9 protein-coding genes are annotated in these 23,364 nt (G+C 67.8%); 3 read left to right on the top strand and 6 right to left on the bottom strand.

Annotation, left to right across the window (positions count from 1 at the left end):
• Positions 1-157 precede the first annotated feature (157 nt).
• On the top strand, positions 158-1,168 hold the full coding sequence (locus ACFXI3_RS27275) for a helix-turn-helix domain-containing protein (RefSeq protein ID WP_378403220.1): 1,011 nt from the start codon (positions 158-160) through the stop codon (positions 1,166-1,168).
• Positions 1,169-1,189: 21 nt separating this feature from the next.
• Here ACFXI3_RS27275 and ACFXI3_RS27270 read toward each other — a convergent pair whose 3' ends face one another.
• Together ACFXI3_RS27270 and ACFXI3_RS27265 are read right to left on the bottom strand one after the other, a co-directional pair.
• Positions 1,190-1,771: a type VII secretion system-associated protein gene (locus ACFXI3_RS27270; protein ID WP_378403218.1), complete on the bottom strand. Its 582-nt coding sequence runs from the start codon at positions 1,769-1,771 to the stop codon at positions 1,190-1,192.
• A complete protein-coding gene (locus ACFXI3_RS27265) occupies positions 1,764-12,704 on the bottom strand; it encodes a TcdA/TcdB catalytic glycosyltransferase domain-containing protein (RefSeq protein ID WP_378403216.1) in 10,941 nt (3,646 codons plus the stop codon). Before ACFXI3_RS27265 ends, ACFXI3_RS27270 begins: the two co-directional genes overlap by 8 nt.
• 733 nt (positions 12,705-13,437) lie before the next feature.
• Here ACFXI3_RS27265 and ACFXI3_RS27260 point away from each other — a divergent pair.
• Together ACFXI3_RS27260 and ACFXI3_RS27255 are read left to right on the top strand one after the other, a co-directional pair.
• Positions 13,438-13,806 carry a hypothetical protein gene (locus ACFXI3_RS27260; RefSeq protein ID WP_378403214.1) on the top strand — a complete coding sequence of 123 codons (369 nt, stop codon included), beginning with the start codon at positions 13,438-13,440 and terminating at the stop codon, positions 13,804-13,806.
• Between the two features lie 438 nt (positions 13,807-14,244).
• The gene (locus tag ACFXI3_RS27255) at positions 14,245-15,132 is read left to right on the top strand and encodes a hypothetical protein (protein ID WP_378403212.1); all 888 of its coding nucleotides are present in this window, start codon (positions 14,245-14,247) and stop codon (positions 15,130-15,132) included.
• 1,318 nt (positions 15,133-16,450) lie between these two features.
• Here the strand turns inward: ACFXI3_RS27255 and ACFXI3_RS27250 are convergent.
• Genes ACFXI3_RS27250 through ACFXI3_RS27235 form a run of 4 tightly spaced genes read right to left on the bottom strand, consistent with a single transcriptional unit; the run spans position 16,451 to position 23,358 of the window.
• On the bottom strand, positions 16,451-17,206 hold the full coding sequence (locus ACFXI3_RS27250; RefSeq protein ID WP_378403210.1) for a hypothetical protein: 756 nt from the start codon (positions 17,204-17,206) through the stop codon (positions 16,451-16,453).
• Positions 17,203-17,601, bottom strand: a complete 399-nt coding sequence (locus ACFXI3_RS27245) for a YbaB/EbfC family nucleoid-associated protein (RefSeq protein ID WP_344284478.1) — start codon at positions 17,599-17,601, stop codon at positions 17,203-17,205. Before ACFXI3_RS27245 ends, ACFXI3_RS27250 begins: the two co-directional genes overlap by 4 nt.
• A 17-nt stretch (positions 17,602-17,618) precedes the next feature.
• Positions 17,619-20,906, bottom strand: coding sequence for a right-handed parallel beta-helix repeat-containing protein (locus ACFXI3_RS27240; protein ID WP_378403208.1), 3,288 nt, complete (start codon positions 20,904-20,906; stop codon positions 17,619-17,621).
• 19 nt (positions 20,907-20,925) lie between these two features.
• Positions 20,926-23,358, bottom strand: coding sequence for a hypothetical protein (locus ACFXI3_RS27235; RefSeq protein ID WP_378403206.1), 2,433 nt, complete (start codon positions 23,356-23,358; stop codon positions 20,926-20,928).
• Positions 23,359-23,364 lie beyond the last annotated feature (6 nt).

Here is a 23,364-nt window from a genome sequence, read left to right as displayed (position 1 = left end):
TTCGGGCTGAACGGGACACGATCCCTCCCAGGGAATTTCCTGCGAACGGCGTCGGGCCATTCGGTGCCCCGTTGTCTACAGTTCGTTCAGCCCTGGCGGTGACGCGCTGGTGCCAGTGGCGCAATGGTGTCGGCCAGCCCGATGGAGGTGCCTCCGAATGGTTCCCGAAGCAATCGGCCATCTCCTGACTCTCGGGCTGAAAGCGGACGAAGCAGAAATCTATCTGGACCTACTTTCGTCGGGACCCGTTCCGCCTGATCGGCTAGCGCGCGACACCGGCCGCGACCCCGGCGAGGTGCGCCGCGTCCTGGCGGTACTGGCCGGAATCGGACTGGCCGGCCCGGTCGACGGCCCCGGTTCGCCGATGTCCGCCCTGCGCCCGGAACCGGTGCTGGAGGTGCTGACCAGGCAACGCGAAGCCGAACTGGCCGGCGCGAGAGCGGCGATGACCCGGCTGTACGAGCAATACCGAAGACACTCGGTCCGCGACGACGCCAACCCGATGATCGAGGTAGTCAGCGGAACCACGGCGGCCGAACGGGTGCAGCAGCTGGAGCGATCGGCGCGCACGGAGGTCCGCGGACTGGACTCCCCGCCGTACTACGCCGACGCGGACGCCAACGAGATCGAACTGGAGAACCTGGCCCGCGGCATCCGCTACCGCGCTGTCTACGGCAGGCTCGCGCTGGAACGGCCGGAGTACGTCGCGGAGAACATCCGGCCTTGCGGCAAAAGCGGCGAGGAGGCGCGGGTCCTGCCCGAGGTCCCGGTGAAGCTCCTGATCGTCGACGACTGCGCCGCCCTGTCCGGCGCGGACCGCACGGTGTTGCTGATCCGCTCGTGCGGCCTGTTCGACGCGCTGGCCGGCTTGTTCGACATGTGCTGGCAGGTCGCGCTGCCCTTGGGCCTCGCCGACGACACCTCAGGCCCCGCGATCCGACCCAGCGAACGACGGCTCCTCGCACTGCTCGCCGCCGGGCTCACGGACGACCAGGTGGCCCGAGTGCTCGGCGTGAGCAGGCGGACGATGTTCCGGTACCTGGAGAACCTGATGGCCAGGACGGGGGCGGCGAACCGGTTTCAGCTGGCGTTGCATGCGACGCGAAATGATTGGCTTTCGGTGGACGCGCAGCCTGGGGTATCGGCGGTGCGGTCCGTGCCGTTGTGAGGCTCCGCTGGCCGGTGCCGGTCAGCCGGTGATCTCCCGGACGCTGTCGGCCAGCAGCCGGAGGCACCCCGGCGCGCCCGGGTTGAGCAGCAGATCGACGTCCTCGTAACTGTCCAGCAACCGGACCAGATCCGCGGGTCCGGCCGGACGCCACCCGGCGGCGCGGACTCGGCGGCGGTGCGCCGGGGCGGTCGTCACGAGCAGGCACGGGATGTTGTCCGGCGAAGGCGCGACGAGCGGGGATTCGTCGGTGTCCACGGCCACCGCGAAGGCCGATTCGCGGAAGACTGCGGCCAGTTGGTCGAAGTCGGCTTCGCCGCGGGCGGTCAGGCGGAGCACGGCGTCCAGCGGGTCGGTCGGGGAGTCCTCCGCCGCCGGTTCGTAGGACGGGTTGGGCTCGAAGCGGCTGACGGACCCGTCCTCGCGCGCGAGCCAGCCGCCCACCACGGCCTGCGGCGGCGGGCTCGGGACCTCGGCCCCGTCGGCCGTCGACGCCGGTTGCCACGCCGGGTCGACCAGCAGCACCCACTGGTCCTCGGGCATCGCCGGCACCTCCTCCTTGTCCTTCTTGTCCGGTGAATCTACCGGCCTGGGCTCATTCATGGCCGGGACCTCCGTTCGCCAGTTCGGCCAGTTCAGCGGCCTGGCGGGCGGACGCCGCGCGCTCTTCCGCCTGGTACCGGCGGATGGCGGCGGCCGTGTGCCAGCGGTCCAACCAGCCCAGGCCGACGACGCTCAGCCGGTGCAGGGCCGGCCGCGTCCTCGGGCCGTCGAGGGCCTTCCGCAGTGCAGTGCGGAAGGCGTCCGCGGGCAGGTCCTCCGCCGCCAGTTTCTGGACGACGGTGGCCAGGTCCCGGGCGTAACCGTCGGGGTTCGGACGGTCGTTGATCCTGGCGATTTCCTCGAGCAGCAAGGCCCGGCCGCCGGGGGCGCTCAGGACGGCGTCCAGGGTGCCGTGTCGGTCCAGGATCTCGACTGCTTCGGCGATTCGGGTGACGTCAGAGCCGTCTCGGGTCGCTTTGGCCAGGTCGGAGAGGGCTTCGGTGGCGTCCGGCTTGCCCAGCAACGTGTCGGTCACGCCGTGCAGGTGAAGGACGGCGTGCTGCTCGGTGAGGTCGTCCTGGAGCGCGGCGAGTTCGCGGGCGGCGGTCCAGATCAGGTCCGGTCGTTCGTGCCGGGCGACGTCCTCGGTGAGCGAAGCCGCCGATTCGCCGCGGCCGAGTTCCGCGAGGACCCAGCCGAGCAGTTTGGCGGTGCCGTCCCGGTCGCTCAGCGCGATCGGCCCGGCTGGCGGGGTCGGGCGGAACCACCAGCGGTGCGTCGCGGTTCGCACCAGCTCTTGGAGCAGCAGGTCCGTTTCGGCGGTTCCGTTGAGCAAGTAGTCCGCGGTCGGGTGTGCGGCAGCCGACGGCCGGACGGTGACCGCGTCGGCTGGACGGTCGGTGCCGTCGGTGCGCAACTGCTCGGTGAATTTTCGGATGGCTGTCGCGTCGGTGGTCAAAATGGACAGTCCATTAGGGACGGACACATCGGACGGTGAGTAATGCACTCCGACGGTACGGCCGCGGTGCGTCCAGGGCCGAGGTGTCGCGGATGCTGGGCCGTCGTCCAGGCCGCGGAAGACCCTTGGCGTTGGCGTGCCAGTCGACATCTCGACAGCGGGGAGGGAAATCTTGACGCGACCGTCCCCTTCGGACACTCGGATCTTCACCGGGACACGGTCCAGCACCTCGGGGCCTAGGGCATCGGCGAGGTTCCCGGCCAGTTCGCGGGCCGCGGCGGTGGCGTGCGCGCGGCCGTCCGGCCCGGTTCCGGTGACCTCGATCGGCGGGACTGGGCCGTCCGTCGAACGAAGACGGGAGATCAGGTTTTCCAGCGGGGTATCCGCGACCAGGATGGCGTCGGCGGCATGCATCGTGGCGGCGCGCTGGACCTCGCCGAGGTGGTAGTGCACGCGGCTGTCGTCGATGGTCAGGAGCGCGCGGGCGGCTGGCGGCAGCGGGACGTCGTGCACCTCGCCGGTGTAGCTGCTGCGGTCGGTGACTGTGCGGACGAGAGACGACAGCTTCGGATCGGCCGCGATGTAGGACAACGCCGACTGCCACACCAGATCCGGATCGGCGTGCCGCCGCACCGCGGGTTCGACCGCGGTCAGATGCAGGTCGCCGTCTCGGTTGTGCAGGCCGCGCACCAGGGTCTGGATCACGCGCTGAGTGAGTTCCAGCGTCTCGAACCGGTCCGACAGCGGAGCTGGATCGCCTTGCGGCGGCAGGAGCCAGCTGTGGTCGCTGTTCATCCGGATCTCCGTCATGCCCGGCAGTTCGAGCGCGGAGTTCAGGCCGATCCGCCGGGCCGTTTCGGTCATCGCGACCGGGCCTGAGCGGTACATCACCGACTGCCGGTGCACCCGGCCCATCGGCGTCGCGAAGAAGCCCTGCCCGAGCGAGTCGACCTCGCGCGGCATCAGATTCGCCTGGGTTTTCCCGTAGTTCTCGCGCAGCTGGTCCAAATAGGACGCGGCGAACGGATGTCCTTTCGACATGGTGAACGCCGAGTTCGCGATGTTCCCGCCGACCCGGTGCACCGCGTAACCGGCGTCGGACTCGGCGGCGCGGACCACGTCGTCCAGGGCGTGCACGACGTTGTCCCCGTCGGTGTAGAGGCCGCCGAACCGGTGCATCAGTTCGAGCCGCAGGATGTCGCTCGCCGCCGCGAAACCCGGGCCGGTCTGTTTGACCAGTTCGGACAGGTAAAACTCTTGTGTCCGCATCGGATGTTCGCTGGTGAACACCTCGTCCACATTGAGCAGTTGGACTCGGTGTTCTGCCGCCCAGCGCAGCAGATCACGGACGTCGTGCAGCGGATCCAGGCCTTCCTCCGGGGCCGCGGTGGTCAGCGCCAACTCGGTCTGCCAGCGCGGCACGTCCGTCCACAGGATCGGGACGATGCCGTCGCCGAGGCGGTCCGCCGCGTCGCCGAAGTTCCGGCGGAAGGTGTGCATGGTGCCGGTGTCCTTGAGCGGGCCGCCCATCCAGATGGCGTGCATCAGCAGCGGGGTCGAGGTGGTCTTGGCGAGAGGTGCGACGTCGCCGGGCGCCCACGCGGCCAGCCGATCGTCCGGGCGTTCCTTCTCCAAGGTCCACTCGCGATTGTCTTCCAGGTGCGCGGGGTCAAGGTGCTCGCTGCTCAGCTGGTAGCCCTTGGCGAGGTCCAGCAGGTCCAGGAAGCTGATGCCCTGACCGGCGGTGAGGTTGCGGAAGTCGTGTCCACGCAGGAAATCCGGCGGTTCGGGGGCGCGGTACAGGCCGAACAGATCCGGTCCCAGCAGCGGAGCCGGCGGCGGGTTGTTCACTGCGGTCTGACGCAGGTCGGTCACCAGATCTTCAGGCGCGGAGTAATGGTGCTCTTCGGCGCGCGGTGCCGAGTCTGTTGTGGACTGTACCGGAGAATCGCCGAAGGTGCGGAACTGGCCGCCATCGGTGACTGCGGTGAAACCTTGCGTCGCACCGATGGCCTTGCCGAGCGTGGCCGAATCCCGGCCGAACAACGCGGGTTTGGTCGGCGCGTGCACTGTGGACGGTCCACCGAGTTCGCGGAGCGCGCGCTGGAAGTCGTGTGCGAGGCCGCCCGGACCGTCCGTCTGGCCGGTGCTGCACGCGATGAGCGTGACCGAGTGGGATTGGGCCAGCGGAGCGGCTTGAGCCACGATCCGGGCGAACGTATCGCCGTCGACTCGCACCGTCCGGCCGCCCAGCAAGGTCACCTTGACCGATTGCTCGCGGCCGTGGGCGAAGACGAACAGAGAGTCGTCATCCCACGGTGCCGCGGTGTGGTCGGCCCACTCGCCGAACCGGCGTCCGGACAGGTCCGGCGTGGTCCCGGCGGCGTTGGCCTGCTTCAAAAGCGGGTCGAACTTGTCCGGCGTCGCACCCTCCGGAAGCGTGCTGACTGTCCTGGAGTTGTTGGCCACCCACTCTCGCTCGACGCTTTCGGTGTGCTCGTCCGCCGGGAGGAACGAGACCGCGCGAACCCGGCCGGTGTTGTCGCTGATCGTCCGGATCTGGATCTCGGCCGGGTCGAAGCTGTACGGTCGATCGGTGTCAGCGTCCCGGCCGGACACTGTGTCGTTCGCCTCGACAGTGCCCGCACGGTGCTGTTCCGGGATGTTCTCCGGCGGCCGCGGCCAAGCGTGCGCGGTGATCTGGTTGTCCACTTCGGACTTGGCCTGCCACCACTTCCGCAGCGCCTCGTCGGCTTTCTCCCGGGCTTGCTGGATCCGGTTGTTCGCGTCGTCCTGCCGTGCGGTGTGGTCGGTGTGATTGTTGCGGTACTCGTCCAGCACCGCCAGGATTTCCGCGGCGCGGTCCTGGGCCGCCTGCCGCTGCTGGACCAGCTCGGCCTGCTCGTTCCGGATCTGCTGGGCCTGCCGCTGCGTGTCCCAGGCACGCGCGACCAGATCGCTTTGCGCGACGGAACCAGGTTCTTCGCCGAGCGCCAGCGAAAGAAGCTGCTCGTCGAGTTCATTGAGCCGGGCGATTTCGTCATTGCCGGCCCGCAGTGCTTGGCCCACGTCACGGGCCTCGTTCTGTGCGGTCCACACCGCTTGCCGCATTTGCTGTACTGGATTGCCGTCGACTGGAAGGTTCAGCCCGCGGGCACCGTCGGTCGTAGCGCGCACATTGTCGTTCTCGGACAGCCAAGCATCATCGAAGTCTCGCTGCGCCTTTTCGAGTTCCTCTTCCGCGGTGCGCCAATCCTCTGCGGCTTTCTTCACTGTGTCTTGCGCTGAAGCAAGCGTTTCAGGCAACGGCTGGCCGAGCGACTGTTCAAGGTCGGTTTCGCTCATCCGCGTCCGCGAAGACTGCGGCACCCGCACCTCGACCGCCGCGGTCTTGCCGTCGACTGTCGCGACGATCCGGTACTCGACGTCCAGTCCGACCAGGCCGGTCCGGCCCTTGTCCTTGCCGACGACAGACCGCTGCGCGGCAGCGGTGCTCGACGTCGGATCGCTCTGGCCGACCGGGCCTCGGACGTCGAGCCCGCCCCAGGCATGCGTGTTCCGGCCCGGGTCGGTGATTCCGCCGGTGCCGATATTGCCCTGTTGTTCGCCGGTGACCGTTTCCTTGGCCTCGCCGGTGAACGTGGACCCGGATTGGTCCGAGCGCTCCAATTTGACCGAATCGCTGAGCCCGACCAGATCCGGTTTCACCACGCGGGTGTACACCTTCACCGAGGCGTGGCTGCTGCCGGTCACGGCGGAGGAATGCAAATCCGGAGTCGCGAACGGCTTGCCGACCATGTTCGGGAGATGCGCTTGCAGCGTCTCATTGGTGATCGAAGACGAGAGTGTGTTGTGCGCGCCCGTTCCAGGTCCGGTGAGACCGTTGCCCGCACCGGCAAGTCGCAAAGCGCGGAGGGCACCAGCGCGGACATCTGCAGCACCACGGAGGCCTTCGACTGTCGAAGACTTCGGCAGAGGGCCGAACCCTTCCTGCTGCCATGCTGCGAGACGGTCCGGAGTGGACTCCGTGGTGTTGAGTTCGGTAGTTCGCGATCCGTACAGTTTGGTGTGGTACTGCTCGTCGCCGGAGATCTTCTGGTCGTCTGCGGACGACCTGGACGTCACGGTCGCCTCTTGCGAAGCGACCGGGTAGGTGCGCCCGTCCCTGGCGACGACCAATTCGAACTGGAACTGGTGTTGATACCGCGCCGACGGTCCGCTCGAGGACGAGGTCAATGCCGTGGTCGTGGCCTTGTTCTCGACGGTCTGGTCGCTCTTCGCGCGCGTCCCGGAGGCTCCCAGGTACGCGCCGTCGTAACCGCTGACCTTAGGCTGGCTGTCCTGGAACAAGCCGCGACCGGCACCGCGGATCTGCCCGCCGTAGGACGAACCGTGGCCGGAATTCTCTTTGTCCGTCACAGTCGAGTTGACGACGTGATCGACCTCGCTGCCGTCGTGCTTCACATCGAGGAACTGCGTGTCGAGGATCTTCGCTTTGAACAGCAGCTGGTAATTGTCCGTCCAGAGCACGCCCGGGTCTTGCGCCACTAGGGACACGCCGCCGTCCAGTGCACCGTCCACAAGGGACGTGACTGCTTCCGGAGACGCGGTGTCGAGTGTCCGCTGGAGGTTGTTCATTGAATCGTCCAGCACCGATTTCGGCAGCAGCTTGTCGCCGAGCTTGCCGAGCTGTTGCCGGGCGTCCTGCACCAGCTTCGAGAGGTTGGGCGCGTCTTCCAGCACCGCCGAGCCGAGCGAGCTGGATTTGCCGCCGACCAGCGGCGGAGCCGAAAGCTTGCCCGGTGCCGGGGTGCGCGGGTCGACCGGCGGCAGCAATCCTTCGGCACGAGCCTCGTCCTCGGTCATCGCCACGAAGACCGAACCCGGCAGGTGGACGTCCGCGCCCGCTCGCGAAGTCGGCCCGTTGATCAAGCTTTCCTGGCGGCTTTCCGCGATCAGCCGGACCTTGCTGTCGTACTGGACAAGCACTGTGCGACTGTCCGAAGAGGATCGGTTGGTGTGGTCGATGCTCGCGGTGATCTCATGGGACGAGCCGGAGCTGCGCTGCCACGGGCTCCACTTCGCGGTGCCGAAGAGCTGGCCTTGGCCGTGCGTGTCGGTGCCGGTCGGCCGCACGGTCAGTCCAAGCTGGACGTTGGCCTCGACGGATTGTTTTTGTGTCCCTTCGTAACCGGCCTTCGATCCGCCGGAGTACGTCCGGTCGCCGCCGCCGGTTTCCGCCACTGCGACGAGTTTCGGATTGCTCAGCGAGATGCCCATGCCCAGGCCGCCGACCCGGTCGGCTACGCGGCGTTCGTAGCGGAATCCGTTCGCGGTCCCGCCCTGCTTCAGCAGTTTCGGTGTGAGACCGCGGAAGTTCTCCGGCGAGAACATCCGGTCCACGCGGGCACGTGCTTCGCTGCCGGACAGACCGAGCACCGCGTCGCCGCCGGCGGCGCGCTGGAGCTGGCGCAGCGCCTCGTCCCGCAGCGCCTCGGTGTTGGCGAACGCCTCCACGTGCAGGAACTTCGGCGTCGTCTGGTTCTGTTGCTGAGTCAGCAGGTCGTCGATGCTCGGGGTTTCGTTCGGGGTCATCGACACGACCCCCGGTTTGCCCGGCTTGAACGCGGACGGATCCTTGGTCAGCGCGGTGCCGTCGTTGATCCACAAATCGACTTTGCCGGAGATCGGCGGCAGATCCGGATCGCCGGTCTTGGCCACAGTGGACACCTTGGGCGTGACCCGGAACGGCGACCCGGGCGTTAGCCGCCGCACCCACGGCCGGTTGCGGGTGTAGCTGGTGATCTCGACCTCGAACTCGACGTCGTGTTCGAAGACCTGCGAATTCGGGCTGCCGCCCTTGCCGGTCGTCGTGGTCACCGTCGGGCCGCCGGAGTTCTTCCACGTCCGGTTGTCCGAGTATTGCAACGGAGTGACGGTCGGGCTAATGCCGAGGTTCGCGCCCGCCGTCGCGCCCGGAATGATCACCCGGCCTTCGACGCCGACCGACCAGCCGCGTTCAGTGGTGGTCGCGCTGGTCAGCGACGGGCTCGTTTCGTTGCTGTTCTTGACCGAGCGGCCGTCCGCCTGACCGAGATGACGGCCCGGCCCGGGCTTGGCCTTGACCGTGACGTTGATGTACTCGTCGGTGAACAGGCCGCGCCGCTTCAGTTGCGCTGAAACGCCTTGCGTGAACAGACTGTCCATTTTGCCCCGGAGGGAGGCGACCGAGAACGTCGACGTGATCTTGCGGAGGTTCGCGAACCGGTCGGCGATGTCCCGGCTGGAGCCTTGGTTGTCGCTCTGGAGCTGGTCCCAGCGCGGCAGGAACTTGTCCGCGCCGGGCAGATTCCGCAGCGCGTTTTCGATCTGCGGCTGGACGCGGGTCGCGGGCTCGAACGATCCGGGCCGGGCGGTGCCAGCCGCCATGGCGGCCGCGAGATACGGGGGTTCGTAGCGGGGGCCGACGTCCTTGAACTTCACTGGGGTGTTCTTCGGAACCGGCAGTCCCTGGGCTTTCGCCTCGGGCAAGCCCATCCGCGTGTACGACGTGGCCTTTACGGTGGTCTTCTCGCCGTTCGAGGTGGTGACGTCGAGGTCGACAGTGACCTTGTACAGGCCGATGTCGCCCTTCGCGTTCACTGTGGACTTGTTGGTGAAACTGGTGCCGCTGGTGGACTGTTGGTTGACCTTCCGGGAATAGCTGCCGCTGACCCCGCCAACGCCGCCGACCGTACCGGGCACATAGGACCCGCCGCCGAAGATCGCGTTGACCTCTCCGCCGTATTTGGAGGAGACGGTCGTGCTTCCGCCGTTCACCGCGGAATCGTTGAACCGCAGCTCGCTGTCGCCGGGAATCGTGCCGAGGTATTCGACGTTCGTGGGCCGCGCCGCCAGCTGCACGGCTTCGCGGTGGGCGCCGTGCGGGCTGAGCAGGTCGTTCGACACCACCGGATTGCCCTGCATCGCGGTGCCGAGCATGCTGCGCACCCCGCCGCGGCTGAGGAACTCGCGCAGCGAGGCGCGGCCCGGGGAGCCGAATTTCGTCACCGAGGGGTGCAGGTTCTTGCTTACCTGATCGAAGAGGGCGTTCTCGTCGAAATCGACCGCCTCTGGAGAGAGGAACTCGATTTTCTTGGCCCAGTCCGGTTTCGGCTCCGCCGGCCCGACAGTCGGCTCCTGTTTCAGGTTGGCCAGATCAGTGGAAAGAACCAGTCCAACGTGTCCGTCCACTGTAGAACCGACCAGCCCGCCGGTTTCGTTGCTTACCGTGATTCGGTAGGTCACCGGGGCATCGGAGCGTTGCATATCGCCCGCTGTGCGGATCACGCGCTGCTCGGTGCCGGTCGTGGTGCCGGTGTGCTCCGCGGACGGGCTGGCGAGTTGCGCAGTACCGCCGACGGACGCGTACGGACCGGCCGGGAACATCGCGAAGTACGAGCTGCCAACAACTTTCGCGGTGGTGTCGGTGTTCGGGCTCGCGTGGGTGGTCTTGACCTCGTTCTTGACGTCGCCGATGGTCGGCTGCGGCAATTTCGTGATCTGGTCGGCGTCGACCGCGCTGAAGTCCGGTTCGGCGGTGACGTGCACCTCGTACCACTTCTCGCCGACCCGGACCATCGACTTGCGGCCATCGCCCATAAAGGACTCGAACTCGGGGCCCGAGAGAGAATCGGTGATCGCGTCGATTCCGTGCGCCCGCGACGGGTTCTGCTGGTTCGGGTTCAGGCGGTGGATCAGGTTTTCGATGCTCGTGCCGACGTCCTTCGCGCCGCGGACGTCGACCGGGACCACCGAACCGAGCGCTTTGCCGTCGCGGACGAACTCGGGCAACCGATCCGCGAGGGGACGAGTGTCCGGTGGTTCCTCGGTTTGCTCGTCCGCGACCAGTACGGCGTCGTCCTGCTGCGTTGTCTGGCTCGAGTTGGGGGCTTTGATCGGTGTGTGAAGACTCGGCTTGCCGTCCGGCTCGGGCTGTGCGCGGTTGCCCTCCGGGTGCGGCTGCGGGTTCGGTGCGGGGGCGTCGCCGAGGTGATGGTCGCGGATGTTCGCGGTGTTCGAGACGGCTTCGAGCTGGTCGAGATTGCCCTGGTTTAGCCGCGAATCGTGCCATGCGTCCGGCCCCATCACGCCAGGCTGATCGCCGCGGTTGAAGAGCATCTCGTCGTTCTTGTAGCCGTCGCTGAGGCCGAGGAAATGCATCAGCTCATGCGTGACGCCGAACGCTGAATCGTGCACGTGCCAGTTGAGCTGGTTCGTCTCCGGGGTGTTCGGGTCCACAGTGGAATCGTGCAGGTTCACCGGGATCCGGCGGCGGGGGTCGGCCTGCCAGCTGGTGTCGTCCGGATGGACGTCGTCGGCGACCCGGACGTCGAGGCGGACGTGCAGCTGGTCGCCGCCGGGCAGCCGGGAGGACTGGTTGACCCATTCCTCGAGGTGGTCCCGCAGTTCCTGAATGAATTGTTCTCGCTGCTCAGGCGACACTGATCCCGAATGCGAGGTCAGGTCGATCGGAATGGTGTGCTCGCGCACCCACTGCCCCGGCGCGATCTCGAACCGCCGCACGTCGAACCGGATGTGCGCCATCGCGCCGGCAAGCTGACCGCCCCGGAGCCCCGCGCGGTTTCCGGTGAACTGCTCGGCGATCTTCTTGATCGGATCGAACCGCTCCGAGGAGAACCTCGTGACCGGCGCGGTGTCGCGGCGCCCTTTCCAGTCCTTCGGCGCCGGCAGGGTCTTGGGGTTCGGCTTCGGCGCTTCCTTTGCCTGCCCGTTGTTTTTCGGTGCAGCAGCGGGAGTCTGCGTATTAGACGAACGGTTTCCGCTGAGATTGTCGACGAGGGCTTGACGCGTCGCCAGCGTGAGATCAGCGAGCTTCTTGCCGTCCTCGACGTTCTCCTTCATGCCCTTCACCAGCGAGGTGCGCTCGTTCTTGGGCAGATTCGCGACAACCTCCGAAAACACCTCCGGCCTGGTGGGCGTGGCACCACTCGGCGTGATCCCGTGGAACGCGGCCTTTGCGGCGATCTTGGCCAGATTGGGGTCGAGAGTCGTGTGATTGCCGAGATAATGGCCGATCTGGTCGGACCACCTGGTCTCGTTGGCATGACTCTGGGCCAGCGCGGTGATCCCGTTCGGATCGGTGCCGACCTTGCCGGCGATGCGCTGTCCGTCGGTCTGAATGGCGAGATCGGAGGAGAATTTCGCGATCGCCGCCGGATGGTCGCTGTATTGCCAGCCCGGATTGCGTTGCGACAGAACCGAATCGACGATACCTCGTCCTTCTTTGGCTCCGTAATCGAAGCTGCCCGTGTTCGGGTTCTTGATGCCGAAGGTGACATCGTTCTCGAGCTTGTTTCCCGGCATTCGCACGAAGGTATTCGGCTCCGGAAAATAGACCGTCCGCGAGTCGACCCCGGCCAGCGCCTGCCGAACATCAAGATCCAACTGCGCCGCGCGATGCGCGAGGTCCCCGTCCTCGGGCCGGACGTGATAGCCGCCGCTGATCACCTCCGGCGGGCCCTCGGGATTCTGCTGGACCGCAGTGTTGACCGCGTCGAACAGCGGCCCCGTGCGAGTGTTAAGGGAATGGACGTCGGCGTCGCCGGTGTGCAGGTAGACCTCGTTGTTGCCACCGGCTTCGCGGATCTGCTCGGTGAGCTTCTCGGTGACCGGGTTGCGGGCGATCGTTTCGCGGATGCCGCCGTAGGGGATGGTCTTCTGGTCGATGACCGGATTGCTCGGATGTTTCCAGGTGAACCCGATTATCGCTACCGGAAAGCGGTTGTCCCAGGTATTCTGGAATTGCTGGATCTTGTGATTGATGGCTTGTTCTGAGCCTGGTGTGCCGTTGATGCCGATGACGAGGCCGAAACGTCCGTCGGCGGAATTCCCGGTGAACCCGGTGGAATACTTCTCCGCGAGGGCGTGGAGTTTGTCGTCCGGAGTCGCGGCGACGGTGGCCACGACGCCGATGCTGTTCCGGTTGCCCTCGTTGCGGGTGCCGAGGTCGCCGATGACGCCGGTTTCGTGCACGACGGTGAACTTGAAGTTCTTGTGGTGCTGAGCGAAGTCGCCTTTGCCACCGGTGACCGGGGGCTGCTTGCCGACGTTCGGCCCAGGGCCGGTTGCGGGGTTCGGTTTTTTGGGTGCGGCGACGGGGGTATGGAGGTTGTGGTCTGAGGGGTTTGGTGTTGGTTTTCTGGGTCCGGCGACCGGCGTGTGGGGGTTGCGGTCTGAGGGGCTTGACGTTGGTCCTTTGAGTGCGGCAACTGGCGCGTTGCGGTTATGTGCTGAGGGGCTTGGCGTCGGTTTTTTCGGTTCGGCAACTGGCGCGTGGCGGTCGCGGTGCGGCGGGTTCGTCGCGGAGGTTGGCTTCTTGGGTGCCGCGACCGGCGTGTGGAGGTTACGGCCTGAGGGATTCGGCTTTGCGGGCGCGGCGACCGGGTCGCGGTTGTCGCGGGAGTGCGGGGCAGCGGTGGGCTTGGTGCTGATCGGTTTCGCCGGAGCGGGGGATGGACTTGACCCGTTTCCGGATGGTTTGGCAGTGGTGTTGCCCGAGGTCTGCTCCGCGACAGGGGTGGGCTTCGTGCTGGTGTCAGGGGAGGGGCCCGTGCTTCGACCGGGGTTTGGCGACGGGGCAGGACTTGGGTTGGCCGAAGGATTCGGTTTGGCAGACCGGTCCGGGCTCGGAGCAGTGTCGGGAGTCGGGCTGGCGGATTGGTTTGGACTCGCAGTCGTCTGACTGGGATTGGCAGTGGTGGTCCGAATGGTGCTCGGATCGGGTGACTTCGAGGGGTTCGTGACCGGGGTGGGACTCGGGCCGTCGACAGTGTCCTTCGGAGCGGGGCTCGGGGTCGAGCCGATGCCTTTGACACTGGTCGACGTCGGCGGCGGGACCGGCTTGGGCTCCGCGGTGAAAGCGGGGTCGGCGGAGTGGTTCGGACTGGGCCTGACGCTGGTCGAACCTGGCGTGGGGTTCGGGGAGCGGACAGAGTCGGGAGACGGGTTCGTGCCCGAGGCGTGGTTGGCGGTCGGGCTCGGAGCGGTGGTGGCGTTCGGACCGGGCGACGGGTTCGAAGTGACGTTGACGTTCGTCGCAGGGTTCGGGTTGGCCTGGAACTCCAGATCGGGGTGAGCCGTCGGGTTCGAGGAGTGGGTCGCCTGGCTGGGGTCGACGGCGGAGTGCGGGGCGGGGTCCGCGCTCCGGTTTCCGCCGAAGCCGGGGAGACCGGGGTCGTGCTGCGGTGCGGGGTTGCCGCTGGCCGCGGGTGGAGCGGAGGGGTGATGGCCGGCGGGGGACGGGGTGTGGCCGTTCGTGCCGACGGAGTCGGTGGGGTTTCCGGTTTCGACGGAGCCCTGCGTTGACGGTTGCGGGGTCGCGTCTCGGATACCGGCGGTGTCCGGTGGCGGAGTGGGTGTGCCGGTTCGGACCGAGTCCGATGTGGACGGGGGCGGGGCGGCCTGGTGGTCGGCACCGCTTCCGCCTTGGTTGACGGGGGCGGCCGGGTTGGTGTTCGTGCCCGGGTGGGTGGTGGTGCCGGAGTTGGGGTTCGAGTTCGGGTTAGTGCCCTGATTGCCGGTCGTCGTGCCGGGGCCGGAACTCTGGTTGCTGTTCGGGCTTGGAGTGGCGGCTGGGGTGTTGGAGTTTTGGTTGCCGCTCGGGCTCGTGCCGTTCTGGTTTTCGGTGTTGGGGCTGGCTCCGGGCGGGTTCGAGCTGGTGACGGCGGTGTTGTGGTTGGAGCTGCCGGACGAATCGGTGCTGCCGGCGGGGTTGGCGTTGCTGCCGGGGGCGTGGGGGCTCTGGTTGGGATTGCTGGCCGAACCGTTTTCGGGAGTGTTGTTGCCAGCGGGGTTGGAGACATGGGTCGAGTCGTTGCCGCCGGGGGTGTTCGCGGGGTGGGAACTGTTCGCCGGGTCTGGGCTGGCGGTCGAGCCCGGGCTTGGGGAGGTGGCGTTGCCGGTTGAGTGCGAGCTGCTCGGGGAGTTGGGGCTGGTTGCCGAGTCCGGGTGGTTGGCCGAGCTGGGGTTGCTCGTCGAAGTCGAGTTGGCGGTCGAGCCCGGGACTGGCGAGTTCGCGTTGCCGGTCGAGTCGCTGGGGGAGTTTGAGTTGTTCGTCGAAGGTGGGCTGCCTGCGGGGTTTGGGTTGCCGGTTGAACTGCCGTCGCTCGTCGAGTGCGAGCCGTTAGCGGAGTTGGTGGCGTCTGAAGGGGTGGGGCCACTGGTCGAGTTCTGGCCGCTCGCGGAGTTCGGGCTGGTAGCGGAGTTGGGGCCGCTGGTTGAAGGGGAGTTGCTGGCGGAGCGGGGGCTTCCGTTGGAGGCGCCGTCGTTTGTGGAGTTCGGGCTGCCGGGCGAGTTGGGGTTGCCCGTTGAGGTGGCGCTGCTCTGCGGTGTCTGGTGGCTGCCTGTGGAGTTGTTCGGCGGTACCTGGTTGCTGCCGGTGGAGTTGCTCGCCGGAGGTTGATTCGTCGCGGTGGTGGAGTTGGTGTCGGGCGAGTGGGCGTTGTTCTGGCCTTCGCCGTGGGGCGCGTTGTTGCTGGAACCGCCGGAGCCGTTCGAACCACTCTGGCCAACGCCGCCGGAGTTGCCAGGTCCGCTGGGGCCAGCGGAGTCGCCCGAGCTGCCGGGGCCGCTGGAGCTGCCGGGGCCGCTGGAGCCGCCGGGACCGCTGGAGTCACCGGAGCCGCCGGGGCCGGCGGAACTGCCGGGGCCGCCGGAGCTGCCAGGCCCGCTGGAGTTACCGGAGCCACCCGGGCCCCCAAGACCCCTGGAGCTGCCGGCACCGTCGGAGCCAGGCGGAGTGGGGCCGTTGACCGGCCCTACCTTGATATTCCCCGTCCCCTCGCCCCCGCCGGGGTCGTTCGGGCCTTTGCCTTGGCCCCCGCCGTCCTTGCCGCCGTTGAGTTTGTCGTGCAGGTTTTGTCCGGCGTGGTGCGCGCCGTGGGTGGCGGCGCCGCTCAGGCCGCCGTTGAGGGCTCCCCAGCCGAGGCTGTCCAGGTCTCCGCCGAAGAGTCCGGCGCCTGCCAGGCCGACTACCACCTCGGTGGCCGCTTCCACGCCGGCTGCGCCGAAGACGTTGTGGCCCCACTTGCCCAGGCCGCTGTGGGCACCAGCGGCGAAGGCACCGCCGATGGCGCCCAGCGCTGCGTTTTGGCCGATTTGTTTCCAGTCGAAGCCATCCCGATTGCCCTGCGCGATTTGGATGAATTCGGCCAGCATCTCCTCGGCCGCTTCTTCCGCGGCCTCCTGCGCGGCCTCGCGCGCGACCCTCGACAGCAGGCTCATCAACCGCGACATCAGGGAGCGTTCGATCTGCATGACGGCGGTCCGGCCTGCTGCCCAGATTCCCGGGATCAGCGGAGCGGTGAACGGGTTCGTCATCGCCCAGATCAGGTCGGCGGCGGTTACCGCGATCGAAATGAGGATGCCGTATTTGGCGTTTTCCACGTTCAGCGCGTATTCGCGCAGGGCCGCGGCTTGTTGCTGGGCTCGGTAGGAGAAACCGGCGCCCATGGTGCTGAGCTTGTTGGCGTAGTCGGCGAAATTGGTCGCTACGTCTCCGCCGACGTTGGAGACGACCTGTTCCGCCAGTTGGCTGAAACCGGTGCCCGCGGCGGAAATTTGCTGCGCGACTTGGTCCCATTCGGCGGCCAGTTCGCGTGCTTTGTCCTCGTCGCCCTGCGGCCAGGCGTCGCCCGCGATGATGTAGAACACCCAGTTCAGGCTGGGGTCGACCATGAGGCTCATCGCGGGGTCACCTCCTTACACAGGGCGAAAAAGAGTCAGGAGACCGGCGGCTCGGTCGGGATCGACTTCGTTGGTTCCCGACCTGCGGGCAGCCAGGCCTCGGCGGGTTCCAAGGGTTGCGTCGGGGTGGTCACCTCGCCTTCGGGCGTCTCCATTTTGTCCTCGACCGCGTGGACTGGCTTTTCCGAGCGGACGAAGACAGTCGGCTGCAGACGGTTCACCACCTTGTCCTGAACCGGACGCTCAACCGCCAGCCGCCTCAACTGCTGAGGTTCCTCGCCGGGCTTCGACGGAAGCGGTTCCTCGCCCCGATCAGGGATTCGCGCTCGCACGCTCTTCGCCTGCGTCCAGCCAGCTTCCTTGCCGAGCAGTTTGCCTTGGATTCGCACGCCGCGCCGGTATTCGGTCGGAGGTTCCTCGGTGCCGCCGGGGTCGGCTTTGCGGACCTTGTGGTTCAGGTCGGTGAAGTTCTTGAACAGGGCATTCGACCCGTCGTACGCGCCCTGGTCGGCCTCGCGGAACGACGTCGCCATGTCGCCGATCGCGTCGCGGGTCGCTTCCACCGCCAGCGCCCAGGCGTTGATTCCGTTGTAGATCTCGGCCGCCGACTGGATGTGCGTCTTCGAGAATTCGTTGCCGTTCTTGTCGTTTCCGGCCGCGTCTTCGATCCGGCCGGGGTTCGCCAGGCTTTGCACCAGCTGGGCCAGCGTGCGCAGCTCGGCGCTTTTGCCGTCGAAGCCGTCGCGGCCGCCGTCTAGTCCGTCGGCGTCGACGAAAAACTGGTCTGTCACGGCAGATTCCCTTCGTCGAATCCCGGCACCCGCGCCGAGAACAGGGCGTTGACGTCCACTTTTCCGCTCATCAGGTCCTGGGCGGAGATACCCGGCGGCAGCATGGGGGCCATCAATTCCGCGGCCGCGGCGACGGACTTTTGCCGCGCGGCGGAGATGGTTTGCACGATCACCGAAGCCAACTCCGCAGGGGCCATGCGTTTGTAGGCGCTGGTGGGGAAGGAAAGTTCGGTAAGTTCACCGGTACGGCCGACGGTCGCGGTTACCTCGCGGCGGGCGGACGTGACGGTGCTGGTGGCGGTTTCGACGTCCTGGCGGGCTTGGTCGAAGTGGTCGCGTTGGTGCTGGTAGGCGGCCATCGCGTCTTCGAGCATCTGTTCGTGTTGCGAACTCATCGGTTCCTCCCGGTGGGTCAGCCGACCGAGGCCAGACCGGGCCCGAGGGCCATGGCGCCGGTGTCGGGCGGGCGGATGCCGCGCAGGTCGGCGGCGGCGAGGGTGCGCGACGCGGCGGCTGCCGAGAGCGTGCGGGCCAGTTCGTGGGCGGCGTGCGCGGTGTGGTCGGACGCGGCGGAGAGTTCGTGGGCGAGTGCGTCGCGGACGTCGTCGGGGACCTCGTGGCCTCGTCGGATCAGGAGGCGTACGGCGATTTCGGCGAGTTCGTCCACTGTGTACTCGCCGAGTTGCCAGCCGTACGGGAAGGCGTCGCGCAGGGTGGGCAGTTGGGCGAGCAGTTCGCCGACGCGGTCGCTTTCGCCGGTGAACACCACAACAGGATCGGCGGGGCGTCGGGAGACCATTTCGGACAGTGCTTCCAGGGCTTCGATGCCGGGGGTGTGCGGCGAGGTGTCCCAGTCGCCGTCCAGGTCGACGACCAGGGTGCCGCCGGAAGCGTCTTCCACTGCGGCTCGGACCAGGTGCTCGGCTTGGCCCGGCCATTGTGGCGACAGCTCTTCGGCGAGGTTGCGGTGAACCACCTGCCCCGTCGGAGTCATGCCGAACTCGGAGAGGATTTGTGCGTATAACCGAGCGTATTCGGAACGCCCGGTGCCGCGTTTGCCGCTGATCACCAGGTTTGCCTGGTGGCCTAGCGGTTGCCGTTCGTGGGTGAGCCGGCCGAGTTTGAGCAGAAGGCGTTCGGCGTTCTCTCGTACCGATTTCTGGCCGACCAGTCCGCTGAGGCGCTTCCAGCCCGCGCTGGTTTTGACAGCGGCGGCGGGGTCGGCGGTCACCGAAACCGAGGACTTCGCCGCGGAGGGCAGTTGCGTCAGCTCGGCCTGGAGGTCGTCAGCGGTGAGGCGGTTCAGCTCGATGTCTTTGGACGGCGGATACAACGCCAGCCGCGATGCCTGGTTGTTCACCATCGCCTCGAACAGCTTCCGCGCGACCCGACCATTGCCGAACGTCGAGTTCTTCGGCACCCGCTCGAAATACTCGCGCAGCGCGGCCAGCGCGTCGTCGGTCATTTCGTAGTAGTGCTTGCGGGTCAAACCGGTCGTGATGGTGACCAGTTCGTCGACGCTGTAGTTCGGGAATTCGATCGTGCGGGTGAACCGCGAAGCGAGACCGGGGTTCGACTGCAGGAACTGCTCCATCTGCTCGGAATAGCCCGCGACGATCACCACCAGCGAATCGCGCTGGTCCTCCATGATCTTCATCAGCGCGTCGATGGCTTCCTGCCCGAAATCCGGGCCGGAACCGCCGGTCGGCGCGCTCAGCGTATACGCCTCGTCGATGAACAGCACCCCGCCGACGGCCTTCTCCACGACCTCGGTGGTCTTGATCGCGGTGGACCCGATGTACTGGCCGACCAAGTCCTGGCGGGCCACCTCGATCATGTGTCCCTTCGACAGGATGCCCAGTTCGGCGAGCACCGTGCCGTACAGCCGGGCGACGGTCGTCTTGCCCGTGCCGGGCGGGCCCGCGAACACCAGATGCCGCGACATCGGCGGCATCGGCAGGCCCATCCGCTCGCGCATCTGGGACATCTTGATCAGGTTGATCAGGCCGGTGACCTCCTTCTTCACCCCGGCCAGCCCGACCAGCGCCTCCAAATCCCCCAGCGGACCTTCGAGCACCTCTCCGGCGGCCTCGCTCACGGTCTGCTCGGCTGCGACGTCACCGGGCAGGCCAACGAGCACTTCGAGCGGCCGGGCGGAATCGGTGAGCAGGTTGTCGACGTCCGCGTGCTCGCCGCTCACGAGTTCGCCGGAGACGTCGTTGACCACGCAATCGCGGATGCTGACCGGCTCGGCGGTTTCCACGTGGAAGCCGTCCTCGCCCGCGCTGAGGATTTCGCATTCGGTGAACGACGCCTGGGCTCCGACGTACACGCCGTTGCCCCGCGCGTTGCGTACCCGGCAGCGGGAAGCGGTGAGCGTTGAACCTGCAGCGACGGTGATGCCGTCCACTGTGGAGTCGATGATCTCGCAGTCCTGCAAGGAGATTTCCGCAGTGCCGGAAACATGCAGGCCGCCGCCGCGCACCTGCACCGACTTCGCCGAGGACGGCGCGCCGCCGGCGAACGAGACCGCCTTGTCCGCCGTCGAATCGACCCGGATGTCGGTCGCGGTCAGGCGGGCGTCCTCAGTGACCTGCACCCCGGCTTCCCGCCCAGTGTCGATGGAGGCATCGGCAAGGTCCAAGGTGGACTGTCCGGAGAGGACGATCCCGACCCCGCTGTCCGGTGTCATCCGCAGCCCGCCGACGGTCACGGCGGCATCCGCGCTGACCGACATCGCGGTGTGCGTCGACCCCCGAACGGTCGCGCGCTCGAACCGCGGCCGCGCCTGATCGTCGACCAGGATCGTCACCGGGGAACCCTCGAAGGTGCAGTCCACGAACTGCGGCGCGGCGGTTCCGGTGGCCTGCACCGCGTTCGTGCCAGCCCCGGCGAACACGCACTCGCGCAGCAGCGGCTCGGCGGACGCGGCGATGTGCGCGGCCTGCATCGGTGCCGACCGGAATTGCGACGACGCAACGGAAACCCGGCCCTTGCTCGTCACGTAGAGGTCGACGTTCGCGCTGTCCCGCACGGTCAGCCCGGTGATCGTCGCGCGCCCCTGCTGTTCCACCACCATCGCCGGTTTCTGCGCCCCGAAGATCTCGCATTGCTCGACAATCGCGACCGCTTCGCCGTTGACGCACACCCCGTTGCCCGCCGCGCCGCGCACCGCGCATCGGCGCAGCAGCACCGAACCGGTCTCGGCCACGACCACGCCGGACGACGCGGCGTCCACGATCTCGGTGTCCTCAATGGCCGATTGCGCCGGCGAGGCGATCACGACCCCGGCACCGCCGGTGCTGGTCACCGTGCAGCCCCGCAGCGCGAGCGAACCTTCCAGCCGGGCCAGCAAAGTCGCCCACGAATTCCCGGACAGCCGGCAGCCGTCCAGTGCCGCCTCGCCGCGGACAACGTCCACAGTGACCAGTTGGTCGTCGGTGCCGGTCAGGACGAATCCGCTCAACTGCACCGCTTCGGCGTTCGCGACGAGCACGCTTCCGGTGCCCGCCACGATTTCCACGGTGCCCGCCCCCTGTTCGGCCACCAGCGACACCATCCGGTCCACCACGAGGTTTTCCTCGTACCGTCCCGGGTGGACACTGATCGTCGCCCCCGGCTGCGCCTGCGCCAGCGCCGCGCCGATGGTTCCGAACGCACCCGGCCGGTCGCCGCCGACCACGAGCAGCTGTCGGTTCATCGTCTCCGCCTCTCCGCACTCACGCCAGGCCCGGGAGCGCCCCGAACCGCTCCGCCGCCTGCTCGTCCATCACGGTCCGGACCAGGTCCTCGCCCGCTTCCGCCCACGTCTCGAGCGTCTGCCGGAGCGAGTTCATCGCCAGCTCGTCCAGCGACGCCCGGTCGTTCGCGACCCGGCCCGTCTCGTCGATCTCGCTCGCGGTCAGCTCCCGCAGCAGCACCGCGCCCCGCGCGCCCGCGGCTGGTTTCCGCGTTTCCAGCACCTTGAAACTGGTCCCCGGCACGAACAGCACCCGGTTTTCGACGCCGCCCTCGTTCGGTTCCAGCAATTTGGTGCGCCGCCCGGTGATCGACCACACCAGCACGTCCGTCTCCCCGTCCACAGTGGACGACGGTTGCGTCAGCGCGTTCAGAAAGCCCCATTCGGTCAGCACTTTCCGCCCGTCCAGCAGCGGCCACGCGGACAGCGGCAGCTTCGTGGCGAAAGTGGCCGGACCGCGGTGCGAAGGCAGCCTGCTCAGTCCGGCCACGACGCACCGGGCGACCGGCACGTGCGGGCCGTTCGCGCCGCGCCGCAGTCCGGCGTCGATCGTCGATCCCTTGGGGGACAGGTAAAGCTGCACGGCGACCGCGTCGGTCAGCACCTCGGCCGACGACGACGTCGACAGCACGCCTTGGAAGCCCGGGTGCTCGGACAGGATCCGCGCGACGGTGTTCGACATCAGGCCGTACTCCGCGCCCAGCGATTTGCGCAGCCACTGGCGTTCCTTGTCCGCGCCGCGTTTGGGCAGCAATGCGGTCGATTCCGCGCCCGGGGTTTCCTGAAAGCGCAGCTGCGCCGGTTTCGAAGCGGGTTCCGGTTTGTCCGAAGTGGACTCCGGACTGGATGGCGCCTTCTCCGCAACCGAGTGAGCGGTTTTGGCTACCGGCGGTTCGACGGGCTTAGCCGGGGCGACGTCGGCCGGAGCAATGCGACTGACCGGCACCGCCGCGGGAGGAGCGGCGGCGACCTTAGCCGGAGGAACAGCCGGAGCAACAGGTACAACGGCAGGGCTAGGAGCCGCGATCGCCCCAGGAACCTCCGTAGGCGCGGCAATCCCCAACGCAGCCGGAGCCGCGGGCAAATACGCCGCCGGAGGAGCTGCGGCAACAACCGGCGCGGGATGCCCAGACTCGATCGCCTCCAAAGCCCGCGTCACCACCCGAGGCCGCGCACGCTCCGCAAGCAACGCAGCAGCAGGCAGTACCCGGCTCATCCGGCGAGTCTCCTCGTCCAGCCGCGCCAGCAAATCTTCCGCCAGCAACCGCATCCGCGACACCGAGCTCTCGTCAGCCGCGTCGAAGGTCAAATTGTGCACCGCGGCGTCGAGAGTGATCTCGCGGACCGCGGCCGACGACGGGCCGTCCTGCGGCGGACGCACCAGCAGACCCGACTGCACGACCTCGACCACCGCGTCCGGCGAGTACCAGTACACCGCGGGGGAGACCTGGTCGAGTCCGTGGATCGGCGGACGGTGCGACAGCAGCTCAGGCAAGACGGAAGCCGAGCCCGGTTCGTACCCGAGCTCGGTGGTGAACGGACGCCAGCCGAACCGCCCGTCGTGCATCACGGTCCGCAAGGTCGGCAGCTGCGGCGAACCGACCGGCACGCCCGCGTAGAACGCGACCGGTTTCCCGAGCAGATCCGCCAGCGCCTGTCCGATGCTGGCCTCGCCGGGCACCGACATCGGTCCGTACTGCACGAACCGCGCCTTGGCTCGCACCTTCTCCGGCAGCTGCACCCACAGCCGGGCCGCGTCGTCCAACGTCAGCGGCGGGCAGCCGGGGCAGCCCAGCACGATCGTCATGGTGTCGTGCTGTGCGGGCATCCGGGAGATCAGCGCCGTGCGGTGGTGCCGCTGGGGAGCGTCGAAACCGACCGGACGGACCCACAATCCGCCCGGAAGCGGTTCGGCGACCCCTCGCGAACTCGTCGGCGTCAGCTCGGCAGCGATGCCGGAATCCCACGCGGGGCGCGGGAACCGCTTCGCCTCCCAGGAAGGCGGACGGCCCGGCCGGAAGCGCACCCAGCCGCCGCCGCGTCCGGCGTGGACGAACAGCGCGCCGCCCGCGCTCGGGATCACCGAACCGTCCGGCGCGAGCACCGGGCGGTTGATCCGCTCGGCCAGCCACTGCCCGGCCAGCGCGGTCGTCTCGCGCGAGCGGCCGCCGATCACGAGCCGGACGCCGCGTCGCCGCCGGGGGAGCGCCTTGGCCACCGATTCCCACATCGCGATCGGCGAATCGACCGGCAGGTCCACGACGACCAGGTCGTGTTCGGGATCGGCCGCGACGCCGAGCGCGAGCGACTGCGCCTGCACGGTCATCCCCTCCGCGAGGTGCACGACCAGCGCGTTGCCCACGGTCTTCTTCTCCAACGCGCCGTCGTCGCGCCGGATCAGCGAAAGCTCCATGGCTGC

Origin of the sequence: Amycolatopsis sp. NPDC059235, assembly GCF_042754125.1 — a bacterium.
GTDB lineage: Bacteria > Actinomycetota > Actinomycetes > Mycobacteriales > Pseudonocardiaceae > Amycolatopsis > Amycolatopsis albidoflava.
The sequence above is the reverse complement of the archived record's forward strand: the minus strand, read 5'-3'. Positions and strand labels throughout refer to the sequence as shown.

Bases quoted from the DNA above. Each gene is read 5' to 3' on its own strand.
- ACFXI3_RS27275 (WP_378403220.1), top strand. From the start codon at position 158: ATGGTTCCCGAAGCAATCGGCCATCTCCTGACTCTCGGGCTGAAAGCG.
- ACFXI3_RS27270 (WP_378403218.1), bottom strand. From the start codon at position 1,771: ATGAATGAGCCCAGGCCGGTAGATTCACCGGACAAGAAGGACAAGGAG.
- ACFXI3_RS27260 (WP_378403214.1), top strand. From the start codon at position 13,438: ATGGTGCTCGGATCGGGTGACTTCGAGGGGTTCGTGACCGGGGTGGGA.
- ACFXI3_RS27245 (WP_344284478.1), bottom strand. From the start codon at position 17,601: ATGAGTTCGCAACACGAACAGATGCTCGAAGACGCGATGGCCGCCTAC.
- ACFXI3_RS27240 (WP_378403208.1), bottom strand. From the start codon at position 20,906: ATGAACCGACAGCTGCTCGTGGTCGGCGGCGACCGGCCGGGTGCGTTC.
- ACFXI3_RS27235 (WP_378403206.1), bottom strand. From the start codon at position 23,358: ATGGAGCTTTCGCTGATCCGGCGCGACGACGGCGCGTTGGAGAAGAAG.